Source organism: Streptomyces sp. AM25 (genome assembly GCF_058146165.1).
This window is the reverse complement of record NZ_JBKIWN010000078.1, coordinates 1-11,254: the sequence shown is the minus strand read 5'-3', so window position 1 is coordinate 11,254 and position 11,254 is coordinate 1. Positions and strand designations below refer to the sequence as shown.

Genomic DNA, 11,254 nt, shown 5'->3' with positions numbered 1-11,254 from the left:
CCACACCAACGAGATCACCCTCGTGAAGCAACGCATTGTTTCTTGACGGCTTCACTTGGTGCGGGCGAGCCTGCGTTACGCGTCGAAGGCCGATCACGGCAAGCTCGTGCCGGCCCTGCGGAAGATCTGCACTGCCGTGTCCGAACAGGCCGCCGAGAAGGCCTTGGAAGAGTTCGCCGACTCCGAGCTCGGAGTGAAATACCCTGCCGTTCTGCGGCCTTGGCGGCAGAGCTGGCAGGACTTCGTGCCCTACCTCGCGTTTCCACCCGAGATCCGGAAGGTGATCTACAGCACGAACATGATCGAGTCGATCAACGCGCGGCTGCGGAAACTCACCCGCAACCGCGGTCACTTCTCCACGGAACAGGCCGCCGTGAAGGTCCTCTACCTCGCGATCCGCGAGCTGATCGAGCCCAAGACACGCATCAGGACCCACGTCGCCAGGGCCGTTCCAAAGTCTTGGTGGTCAAGTGAATGTGCTGATCACGGCGCTGTGACGATGTCCGGTCGGGCCGTTCCGTGTGCATCGGGGCTCCGGTTGAAGCAGGCGACCGCCAAGTTGTTCTGCTGAACCGGAGCCCCGGTGTGCCGCCGGTCTGCCGCTGTTTGTCTGGTCAAGTCCGTCCCGTTGACGGGGTGTTCGGGGTTGCCGCTGGTGGAGCGGCTGGTCAGGCTGGCGGACCCGCGTCGTCGTCGTGGCCGGCGTCACCCGTTCGTGGCGGTGCTGCTGGTCGCGGCCTCGGCTGTCGTGGCCGGCGCGCGGTCGTACACGGCGATCGGGCAGTGGGCGCGCAATGCCCCGCAGGAGACTCTGGCCCGGCCCGGCGCACGGCTGCTGGCCTCGCTGAATGTGCGGGTCGCGCCCAGCAGGCCGACGATCCGCCGGGCCGTCACCACTGTCTGCCCGGGAGGCCTGGCCGACCCGACCGGCAGTGATCCGTACGGGACCGAGATGCCGGCCGTGGACGGCCAGAGCGCCCGCGGATCCCGGCACCTGGATACGCCCGCCGCGCATCTGCTGGCCGTCATGACCGGCGACGGCCGCACTGTCACCCGGCTGCGGGTGCCGGACAAGACCAACGAAATCACCTGCTTCGCCGCCCTGCTGGAGCCCTTCGCCCCGGCCGGGACCGTGGTGACGGCCGACGCCCTGCATACCCGGCGTGGCCACGCCCGCTTCCCCGCCGGGACCAAGCAGGCGCACTGCGCGTTCACCGTGAAGAAGAACCAGCCCCTCCTCCACCAGCGGCTGCGGGCCCTGCCCCGGGCGCGGGCCACGGCGAAGTCCTGCGACCGCAGCCAGGGGCACGGCCGCAAGGAGACCCGGGTGGTGCAGGCACCGACCATCGACGACCTGGACGTTCCGCACGCCGCACAGGCGGCGAGGATCACCCGGCATCGCACCGGGATCCGAAGCGGGAAGCGGACCCGCGAGACCGTCTACGTGATCACCGGCCTCACCGGCAGGCAGGCATCACCGGAAAGAATCGCCCGGCTCATCCGATCGCACTGGGTGAGCGAGAACCGGCTCCACCACATCCGCGACACCGCCTTCGCCGAGGACGCCCCGAAGATCCGTGCAGGACACGCGCCCGAGAACACGGCCACCTTGCGAAACCTCGCCATCAACACCCTCCGCGAGCACGGCCACACCGACATCGCAGCCGGCCTCCGTGAGATGTCCTACCAGCCCTTCACCCGCCCCCTCGACCTCCTCGGAATCGCCACCTGACCAGCAACTACACCAAGATCAAAGAACTTTGGAACAGCCCTGCCCCCGGACTGTGGCCCGGCTGTGACTCCATGCAATCGCGCCGTGCCCGATCGGGCCATCCTGCCCGACCCGTACGGGTGACGCGAAGACTCCCGTACAGGTGCCCTCGCGCGGCCTGCCGCATGTCCCCGCACGCCCCCAGCCGGGTCGGCCTGCGCGCGGTGGGGCGTGGCCTGCTGCCATCCGGTCGGTGCGTTGCCCGCCGGGTTGTTGGACGCTTCCATCACATGCGTGAGTCCTCGCAGTGCCTCATGGTGACTGCCGCGTCCACGGATCCGGCCGGCCACTGCGAGCGGGAGGCGGTTGCGGCGTGTGACGGAATGGGTGTGGTGGTGTGAGACCGGGCACGAGATGCGGACCACTTACGGCTGTGAGCGGATAGATCCATTTCCCCGGACATGGCCCGGTTCAGCGGCCTTGCCTGCGTGAGAGACCCATGCGGCAACGATGCGGGGTAGTACGTGGGCCCTTTGTCAGCTCTTTTCGATGCTGCTGACAATGGCGGCTCCTGGCAGGCGTCGTCCGTTGCAGTGCGGCGTTCTGCTCTCCCGGCCCCCGGCCGCCGCGGCGTACCGCCGTCGGGAACGCGGGCGCACACCCGTCAGCGAAGGATTTTCCCCGTCATGCGCTCTGTCATATCTGCTTTTACCCGTCTGCCCCAGGCTCACCGGAGGCTGTCGGTTGCCGGTGCTGCGGCCATCGGCGTCACGGTGGCCGGACCGGCGCTCATCCCCGCCCAGGCCGAGGCCGATGACACGGCGCGGCCGGTGGCCGTCAGGCCCGTCGCGTGGAACGCCCAGATCTTCGGGCAGGTCCATGATGGCGAGCAGGCCGTGCTGCACGACGGCGCGGCCCGGCAGGCCCGGGAGCAGGCCGCCGCCCGCGCCGCCGAACGCGAGAAGGAGCCTGTGAAGAAGGCCTATCCGGCGAATCTTGACGGGTGGATCCGTGAGGCGCTGGACATCCTGCAGGCCAAGGGCATCCCCGGCACCTACGAAGGGATCCACCGCAACGTCATGCGCGAGTCCAGCGGTGACACCCGGGCCGTCAACCTGTGGGACATCAACGCTCAGGACGGCATCCCGTCCAAGGGCCTGCTCCAGGTCATCGACCCCACCTTCCAGGCCTACCACGTCGAGGGCACTTCCTGGGACATCTACGACCCCGTCGCCAACATCACCGCCGCCTGCAACTACGCTGCCCACCGCTACGGCTCCATGGACAACGTCAACTCCGCCTACTGAGCGTCTTTTAACCTCCGAATCTGCAGGTCAGCGAGCTAGGCCCTGACGGGTCGTCAGGCTGCTGACCTGTGGTGTCACGCCGGCGCTGGCCAGGTGGACAGCAGCGTCTTCACTCTCCCGGAACAGGATGAAAGAGGTTCACTGAACCCTTTTCATCCTGTTCCGCGTGGGTGAAACAGGCAGGTCAGGTGGGGTGACATGGCAGAGCCCCTCGTCGTTGGCGTGGTGATCTCACTCATCACGCGGCCGACCGAGGGGCTCTGTTGGTTCCGTATGCTGCCATGCTCGACGTCCCGCACGAGCTAGTCGAGCACGTCTCGTGGCTCATCTACGCCCGAAGGCGTGAACTTCGCACGCGATGGCGCAAGTTGGGCTGCTTCAAGCAGGCCCTGCTTGCCCTGGCACACCTGCGCAAGAACGAGACGCTCACCGGGATCGCCGCAGGCTTCGGCGTCTCCACTGCCACCGCCTGGCGCTACGTCGACGAGACAGTCGACATCCTGGCCGCGTGGGCACCGGGCCTGCGCGAAGCCCTCGTGGGACTGGGCGAAGGGGACTTCGTCATCGCCGACGGCACCCTCATCCCGACCGACCGGATCGCCGCGGACGAACCGTACTACAGCCAGAAGCACAAGAAGCACGGCATGAACGTGCAGGTCATCGCCCGGCCGGACGGGACACCTCTGTGGTTCTCGCGCGCTCTGCCGGGCCGGACGCACGACCTGACCGCGGCCCGTGCACACGGCATCCTCCAGGCATGCCTGACCCGGGAGATCCTGATCCTGGCCGACCGGGCCTACCAAGGCGCCGGCTCAACCGTCCGCACCCCGTACTACGGACACCGCGAACTACCCGAACAGTACAAGCGGTTCAACCGAGTCCATGCACGCCTGCGAGCCCCCGGCGAACGGGCCTTCGCCCGCCTCAAGCAGTGGCGGATCCTCCGCCGGGCCCGCTGCTCGACCAACCGCATCGGAACCATCGTCGCCGCCGTCCACACCCTCCTCACCTGCGAATATTCAGGATGAAAAGGGTTCACTGAGCCTTTTCAGCGGTAGCTCTCGAGGGTGAGGATGGTGCGTGGTGCTGTGGTGAGCCAGGTGGGGCTGCAGCGTGCTTTGCGGAAGATGCGCCAGGTCTTTTGAGGCGGGTCATGCCTCGTTCGACGGGATACCGGAGCCGGGCGTGGGCCTTGTTCACCGACCGCTGTCGGACGGTGTGTTCTTGGCATGGGCGGCGTCGTTGCGGGGTGGCGAAGGTTCCGCCGGCACCGAGGTAGCCGAGATCGGCCAGGACGGGGAGGCCGAGGCGGACGCAGGTGGCGATGATGCGGTGGTGGCGGGCCGCGGTGAGGTCGTGAGTGCGGCCGGGCAGCACCCGTGAGATCCACAGGATCCTACCGCCGGGTTCGGTGATGCCCTGGAGGTTCACGCCGTGGCGGCGGTGTTTTCCGGAGTGGTCGGGCCGTGCGTCGCCGAGCCGATCGCACTCGGCGAGGGTGCCGTCCACCAGCACGTACTCCGCTCTCGCCTTCACCTCGCATAGGGCCGCGGTGAGCCCCGGCGCCCGGCGGGCTGGCAGGGTGACGACGGAGCGGACGTAGGCGTGCGCGGTACCGACGCCGATCCGGAAGCCTGCCGCGATCTGCGCGAGTGCCAGTTGCTGACGCAGGTACACCAGCGTGACCAGCGCACGTCCGGACGGACGCAGCCACCGCCGACGTCACCCGACTGGTGACCGAGTTGAAAACGCTCACTGCCCCGCACGAGGGCGGGGTCATCGTGATCGACGACTCCGGGGACCGCAAGGACGGCATGGCCACCGCGCACGTGGGACGGCAGTGGCTGGGGAGGTGGGGCAAGACCGACAACGGCGTGGTCACCGTTACCACCGTGTGGACCGACGGGCGGGTGTACTACCCGCTGCACGCGGTGCCCTACACCCCGGCCCACCACTTCCGGCGCGGACGAGGAGATCCGGGCTTCCGTACCAAACCGCAGCTGTCCGCCACCCTCGTCACCGAGGGCAAGGAGGCCGGCTTTCCCTGCCGGGCGGTGGTGGCCGACTGCGCCTGCTCCGTCAGCGACGACTGGTACTACACACTGCGCGAGGCCTGTCTGCCCTACGTGGTTCACTTCAAGCCGCACCGCGGCACCTGGGCGCCCGCACACAGCCGCACACCCCATCGCCGCCGCCCATGCCCTGGCCTGGCGGGATGCTGGCCACCCCGGCGACTGGGCTCCGGTCGAGCGGCACTTCCCCGACAGACACACCGAGATCTGGTGGGCTGCCGACGCCCGCCTGGGCGGCTACGGCCCGAACAGCCCGCACCGCCTGGTCGTGGCCACCACCGGCCCGGGCACTCTGCCGGACAAGGCCACCCGGTACCTGGCCACCAACCTGCCCCACCCCGACGCGCCACGCGCCGCCACCTCCCCGCACCCGCCGGCCGGCCTCGCCGAGATCGTCCGCCTCTACGGGCTGCGGCCATGGATCGAGCAGAGCTACAAACATATTGATCCGAAACGGTTTGGTTGCCTTGCTCGTTGAGGGTGCGTGATTGAGGTGGGGGATGCGTGGCGGTTGTCGTCGGCCGCGCAGGAGGTGGTGCGGCTGCGGGTGGTGGCTGTGCTGGAGTCCGGTGCGGTGGGTTCGTACCGGCAGGGGGCCGGGGTGTTCGGCGTCGGTGAGAGGCCGGTTGGCACCTGGTGGCGCACGTACAAGGGTGCGGGCCGGGAAGCGCTCGCGGCGCCGGTCACGTCCCGTTCGGGCCGGGTGAGCTGATCGGTGCCGACGACCGTGCGGTGCTGTTCCGGGCGATGGCCGACTACACGCCCGAAGAGCTGCTGATCGGCGGCCCGCTGTGGACCCGTGTGGACCCGCAGGCTTGTGGCCGAGCTGATCCGGATGGTCGTCGGCGTGACGATGACCGGACAGGGTGCGGGCAAGTGGCTGCGGCGACACGGTTTCTCCCCGCAGCGGCCCGACCGCTGGCCCTGCCGTCAGGACCAGGAGAAGGCGGATGCCTGGCTCCGGGAGGAGTACCCGGCGATCGCTTCCCGCGCGAAAGCGGAGAACGCGCAGGTGGCGTGGGCGGGCCAGTGCGGACTGCGTCCGGACACTGCCCCGCCGGGGATGTCAACTGGTTTGTGTGTGATGGGTGTTGTGTCGTGTGGTTCCGGTTCCTGCCGTGGTTACTGTGGGTTGATGTTGGTCAGAGGGGGAGTCGGTCGCCGAAGCGGATCTTGAACTGGTTCATGGCGCGGGTCCAGCCGAGGGTGCCGGTGCCGCGGACGCGGCCGGTGGGGACCTTGGTTCCGTTGCCGTCGATGTGGCGGCCCTCGATGTTGCGGATGCCGAGGTGGAGCATCTTGAGGGCGGCGTCGTCGGACGGGAAGTGCCCGGATGTTTTGACGAGTTTGCGCAGGTTGCGGTTCATGGACTCGATGGCGTTGGTCGTGTAGATGACGCGGCGGATGTCCTGGTCGAAGTCGAGGAACGGGATGAACTGCTCCCAGGCGTTCTCGAACACGCTGATGGTGCCGGGGTAATGGCGGCCCCAGTCCTCGCGGACCTTCTCGAGGGCTTCGAGGGCTGCGGTCTCGTCGACGGCGGTGTAGACGGGCTTCAGTGCGGCGGCGACCTTCTTGCGGTCGGTGGAGTTCACGTATTTGAGCGCCGACCTGATCAAGTGAACGACGCAGGTCTGTGTGATCGCCGCAGGCCAGACGGCCTCGATCGCCTCGGGCAGGCCCTTCAGGCCATCACAGCACACGATGAGGGCATCCGTGAGGCCGCGGTGCTTGAGCTGGGTCAGGACGTGGAGCCAGAATTTCGCGCCCTCGTTGTCCTGGAGCCAGATGCCCAGCACGTTCTTGATGCCGTCGACATCGACGCCGATGACCAGGTGGGCGGCCTTGTTGACGACGTGTCCGTTGTCACGGACCCTGATGCGGATCGCGTCGATGTAGAGGATGGGGTAGCACTCGTCGAGCGGGCGGTGCTGCCAGCTGGTGACCTCGTCCGCGATCACGTCGGTCACCTTCGAGACCAGGGCCGGGGAGACGTCGGCGCCGTAGACCTCGGCCAGGTGCGCGGTGATGTCGCGGGTGGTCATGCCGCGTGCGTACAGCGACAGGATCATCTCATCCACCTGCCCCAGCCGCCGGGTCCCCTTCGGCACGATCCGCGGCTCGTACTCACCCCGGCGGTCCCGCGGCACGTCGATGGTGACCGGGCCAGCCGTGGTGGTCACCGTCTTGCCGTAGGAGCCGTTGCGGCTGTTCCCGCTGCCCCGCCCGGCCGGATCACCCGCCTCATAGCCCAGATGGTCCGCCATCTCGGCCTGCAGGGCCCGCTCGATGACCCGCTTCATCATCTGCTGCAACAGACCGTCCCGGCCGTCCAGCGCAATCCCGGAGTCCCTCGCGTCCGCGATCAGCGCGTCAATCGCCTCCGGCGACAACGCCCGCGCCACCCGCTCCGCAGCATCGCCACGACCCGCCTCAGATCCCTGCCTCGATATCACTATGCGTCACTTTCCGTTCAGGGCAGGAACCGGACTCAACAGGAGCAATCATCCCCCACTCACACAATCAGGTGTACACCCTCGCCCCGCCCGGACGGAGCCGGGCACCCAAGAGCCAGACGCCCGTCGTGCGGGTATCCGGCCGGCGCTTCAAGGTGAACATCATGTCCGCAATCGCCTCCCACGGCACCCTCTGCTTCACCGTCTTCACCGAGAAGTTCACCGCGAAAACCTTCACCACGTTCCTGAACCGACTCGCCCGCCGGGCCGGACGGAGGATCCATGTGACCGCCGACCGGCACCCCGTCCACCGCAGCAAAGCCGTGACCACCTGGCTCGCCGACAACGGCGAGCGCACCGAGCTGCACCTGATGCCCGGTCACAGCCCCGAGCTCAACCCCGACGAACTGCTGAACGCCGACGTCAAGCGGCATGTCCACGCCGCACGCGCCCGGTCGGCGGACGACCCCGCCCACGAGACCCGGCGCCTCCTCCGCCGACGCCAGCACCAACCCCACATCGTCCACGGCCACTTCCACGCCCGCCACGCCCGCTACACGCTCCAGTAGGCAACCAAATAGTTTCGACTCAATATCAAGGACGAGCTCGGCTGGGCCGACTTCCAGGTCCGCTCCGGCACCGCCACACGCCGCCACCAGGCCGTGGTGAACTGCGCGTTCACCTTCTGCTGGGACCAGTGGTCCGCCCCACCCGGCCCCCTGGATGCCACCGCACCGGACCCCTGCCCCGACAACGGGCCAGAGAGGGGGAATTGCCACGCCCCACCAGCCCCAACCACCTTGCTGGCCCAGGGCGTTACGCGCGGTGCGGTCCAGGCCCGCCACCACCCTGCACCGCTGGCGGCGGGCCTGGGACGGACGAGGACCCGCCCGCCGAACTCCAGGCCCTGCTCGACGCGGTCACCACCGGCAGACCCCTTGATCTCTACCGACGCCGGGTTTAACGAACTACCGGTGACATCTCACAGGGGCCTTTCAGGCATCTGCCTGACGCTCCGCCGGGCATGCGTGAAAGGCATCCAAGCAAATGCCTGAATTCCCGCAGAGCCGCCCCGCGTTTCTTCTGGAAAGCTTCAGCCGGAGGCAGGTAAACCTCTGCCAGAGTTTTTGCCGGCAGTCTTTTCTGTATGAGCGAACGGTTTACAAGAACTTGCTCCCCGCCGTATGGAACGGCCGGTCCGTGATTCACTGAGCGTACTGGAGAAAAGGATGAGGAAACCCACCCCGGGCGTGGCAGCCTTCACCGCCTGGTGCGGCTGGATCTGGGCTCCCCTGCGCCACCGGATGGCACACTGGAAAAGTGCGCCTCTCCTACGTTACGCCAGGGGCCGTAAAGCAGCTCACAATGCCTCAAGGCCTTCCGTGGGCATTTCAGACGGCACAAACTGCGCTTGTAGAGACGAACCGCCGATGAGGTGCGCAGGACAGCCAGTGTTCTCCAGCGCACTCACTCGCCTTCCCAGCGCAAAAGGACAGCAGGCCTGCTCCCAGAGCGAGAAGGAGCGCACAAGCATCCGATTGTTCCGGGTGACAGCGCAGGAGCACTTGGCATGGACTGAAGCCCCGGGCGCTCAAGCTGCCGGGGGCGCCAGTTTCAAGCGATGCCCTTCATGGGCGCGCACCAGCGAAGGCTGGAGAGTCGAGTACTTTGGCTGGATGTCCACTGGCGCACGGCTGTTGGGCACCGCACTCGTGCTGTCACGGACAGAGCCCTGTGCCAGGAAGCCCCTGTACTACCTGCCGCAGGGCCCTGTGATCGACTGGGATTCATTCTCCCCAGACCGCTGGCTGGATCCCCTGGTCCATTACCTGCACCAGCAGGGCGCTATCGCCATCCGTATTGCACCACCGCCACAACTGCACCGCTGGCAAGCCAGAACCGTCAAAGACACAGCCCGTACGGGAACAGCGCGCCAGCTACGCGACACGACACCAGACGAGACAGACTCAACCGGCACTGCTATCGCCGACTGGCTCCGGAACAGAGGTTGGCGCCCCACCACACAGGACACCCCACTACGCTTCGTCGCCCAGCTGTCCCTGGGTAACCGGACACTGGGAAACCTCTGGGACGGACTCACCCCCCAGTGGCAGCGGAACATTAAAAAGGCCCACGCCTGCGGGGTACAGACAGGTCAGGGAGGACTGGGAGACCTCCCCCAATTCCACAGGCTGCTGCAGGACACCCAGGGACGGGTCAAGTTCGAACTCGGCTGGCAGCTCACCTCCGTCCAACACCGATACCAGGCGATGAACCGCGGACACGCCGGTCGGATGCTTCTGTTCCTGGCCGCGCACGGCGGCGAGATTCTCGCCGTCCACAACCTGGTCACCGTAGGGATCCGGTCCTGGAACCTGTACGGTGCCTATGCCAGCCACAACCGCACACTACGGCCGAGTAACGCCCTACAGTGGCAGACGATTCACCATACCCATGCACACGGCGCAGCCACCTACGACATGGGCGCAGTCCACGAGTGCCTGGCCCCCGACGACCCCAACTACGGCTTGCTTCGCTGGAAACTCGGCACCGGCGGACACATTGCCGAGACCCTCGGAGAGTGGGACCTCGCCCTCGGTAGCCCCCTCTACCGTGCCCTCCGCGCCAGTCTGACCACGAGCTACTGAAGCCTCCACCCCACCCGCCACCCTGTCCCACTCACCCTCGTACCTGGCAACGGCTTCGGTGACTGGAACCTCAGGTGGGACGACTGGCAGGCTGCTTCAGCTCTCTACCGGGTACTGCAGCGGCAGCCCGTCCACTACTGGAGTCAGCTGCTACTCGCTCCTCGCGCAGGCGCGACGCGGTAGATACGCTCGCGTGGGGTCTCTATGGGGCCTGCAAATTGAACTGCATGGATCAGGGCAAGGATGCATGCCGACATTCCGGCTTCCTGCAGGTTGCGGGTGGACGTCAAGCCTCGCCAACCACGCCCCTTTCTCCCCCGGCAAGGCCGCAGGTCTCCCCCTTGATCTCGCCCGCCAACGTGACGGATGCGGGGTCTGGTCCGAAAATAACCTTCGGCTGACCGCTGGCAGTCGAGGTCACGCGGCTTCGATAGGGTCGAAACGGACGGTGTATCCAAGGGCGTTGGCCTGGCGGGTGCGCTCGGTGAACCTTTTTCATCCTGTCCCGGGAAGGTGATGACGTCGGCGTCCGCCTGGCTGGTGCCGACACAACACCACAGGCCAGAGGCCTGGCGAACTGTCAGCACCCAGTCCGCTGACCTACAGGTTCGTAGGATGAAAGAGGCTCAGTGGGACTGGCCGTAAGAATCCCCTTGGAACTTTGCGATTTGGGAGCTTTGCAATGTCCTACTTACCCGGCAGCACCCATCGATCGAAGGCGTGTGATCGGTTATCGCGCGTCAAGAAGTGGTGTATGGTGCTGGCCTCCCTCGCGGTCCTCGGGCACGTCGCCTGGCCGACACTCAATCACTTCGACGCATTATCAGGAAAAGGTGAATCCATCAGGTTCGGCAGGAAGGCCTCGGGCGGGCAATCTATACAGACCGGCGACCCCCGGACGCTGATGCCCGCCGGGCCCGAGGCGGACTTCCGGGTCGAGAGCACACTGGGCGATGGCACGAAGATCGCGGTGACGACCCTGCACGGCGCCAAGTCCGGTTTCTCCGGCCCGGTGTGGGTGTGGGCCCCGAAGCAGTACGACGACCCGGCGTACGCGAAG

General features: G+C 67.0%; 8 protein-coding genes and 5 pseudogenes. 11 read left to right on the top strand and 2 right to left on the bottom strand.

The window, feature by feature from the left end; all coding sequences use genetic code 11:
• Positions 1-49 precede the first annotated feature (49 nt).
• The 4 genes and pseudogenes from ACLHRZ_RS36190 to ACLHRZ_RS36175 all read left to right on the top strand — a co-directional run.
• Positions 50-442: pseudogene (locus ACLHRZ_RS36190) on the top strand (transposase); the annotation flags it as partial.
• 141 nt (positions 443-583) lie between these two features.
• Entirely contained in the window at positions 584-1,732 is a 1,149-nt protein-coding gene (locus ACLHRZ_RS36185) for an ISAs1 family transposase (protein ID WP_490422849.1), read from the top strand.
• 665 nt (positions 1,733-2,397) lie between these two features.
• Positions 2,398-3,018: a transglycosylase SLT domain-containing protein gene (locus ACLHRZ_RS36180; RefSeq protein ID WP_490422848.1), complete on the top strand. Its 621-nt coding sequence runs from the start codon at positions 2,398-2,400 to the stop codon at positions 3,016-3,018.
• A 263-nt stretch (positions 3,019-3,281) separates the two neighbouring features.
• Entirely contained in the window at positions 3,282-4,046 is a 765-nt protein-coding gene (locus ACLHRZ_RS36175) for a transposase family protein (RefSeq protein ID WP_490422847.1), read from the top strand.
• 20 nt (positions 4,047-4,066) lie between these two features.
• Here the strand turns inward: ACLHRZ_RS36175 and ACLHRZ_RS36170 are convergent.
• Positions 4,067-4,740: pseudogene (locus ACLHRZ_RS36170) on the bottom strand (transposase family protein); the annotation flags it as partial.
• A gap of 32 nt (positions 4,741-4,772) precedes the next feature.
• On the opposite strand from ACLHRZ_RS36170, the pseudogene ACLHRZ_RS36165 reads away from it, so the two are divergent.
• The 3 genes and pseudogenes from ACLHRZ_RS36165 to ACLHRZ_RS36155 all read left to right on the top strand — a co-directional run.
• Positions 4,773-5,535: pseudogene (locus ACLHRZ_RS36165) on the top strand (IS701 family transposase); the annotation flags it as partial.
• A gap of 48 nt (positions 5,536-5,583) precedes the next feature.
• Positions 5,584-5,802: a hypothetical protein gene (locus tag ACLHRZ_RS36160; protein ID WP_490422846.1), complete on the top strand. Its 219-nt coding sequence runs from the start codon at positions 5,584-5,586 to the stop codon at positions 5,800-5,802.
• 87 nt (positions 5,803-5,889) lie between these two features.
• Positions 5,890-6,267, top strand: coding sequence for a helix-turn-helix domain-containing protein (locus tag ACLHRZ_RS36155; protein ID WP_490422845.1), 378 nt, complete (start codon positions 5,890-5,892; stop codon positions 6,265-6,267).
• On the opposite strand, the gene ACLHRZ_RS36150 is transcribed toward ACLHRZ_RS36155, so the two are convergent.
• Positions 6,233-7,495 carry an IS256 family transposase gene (locus tag ACLHRZ_RS36150; RefSeq protein WP_490422844.1) on the bottom strand — a complete coding sequence of 421 codons (1,263 nt, stop codon included), beginning with the start codon at positions 7,493-7,495 and terminating at the stop codon, positions 6,233-6,235. The genes ACLHRZ_RS36155 and ACLHRZ_RS36150 overlap by 35 nt on opposite strands.
• A 122-nt stretch (positions 7,496-7,617) precedes the next feature.
• Between ACLHRZ_RS36150 and ACLHRZ_RS36145 the strand changes: the two genes are divergently transcribed.
• The 4 genes and pseudogenes from ACLHRZ_RS36145 to ACLHRZ_RS36130 all read left to right on the top strand — a co-directional run.
• Positions 7,618-8,115: an IS630 family transposase gene (locus ACLHRZ_RS36145; protein WP_490422843.1), complete on the top strand. Its 498-nt coding sequence runs from the start codon at positions 7,618-7,620 to the stop codon at positions 8,113-8,115.
• Between the two features lie 24 nt (positions 8,116-8,139).
• Positions 8,140-8,488: pseudogene (locus tag ACLHRZ_RS36140) on the top strand (IS701 family transposase); the annotation flags it as partial.
• 242 nt (positions 8,489-8,730) lie between these two features.
• Positions 8,731-10,194, top strand: a complete 1,464-nt coding sequence (locus tag ACLHRZ_RS36135; protein ID WP_490422842.1) for a lipid II:glycine glycyltransferase FemX — start codon at positions 8,731-8,733, stop codon at positions 10,192-10,194.
• Positions 10,195-10,948: 754 nt separating this feature from the next.
• Positions 10,949-11,254 (top strand): annotated as a pseudogene (locus ACLHRZ_RS36130) (alpha/beta hydrolase); the annotation flags it as partial.

Bases quoted from the DNA above. Each gene is read 5' to 3' on its own strand.
- ACLHRZ_RS36180 (WP_490422848.1), top strand. From the start codon at position 2,398: ATGCGCTCTGTCATATCTGCTTTTACCCGTCTGCCCCAGGCTCACCGG.
- ACLHRZ_RS36135 (WP_490422842.1), top strand. From the start codon at position 8,731: ATGGAACGGCCGGTCCGTGATTCACTGAGCGTACTGGAGAAAAGGATG.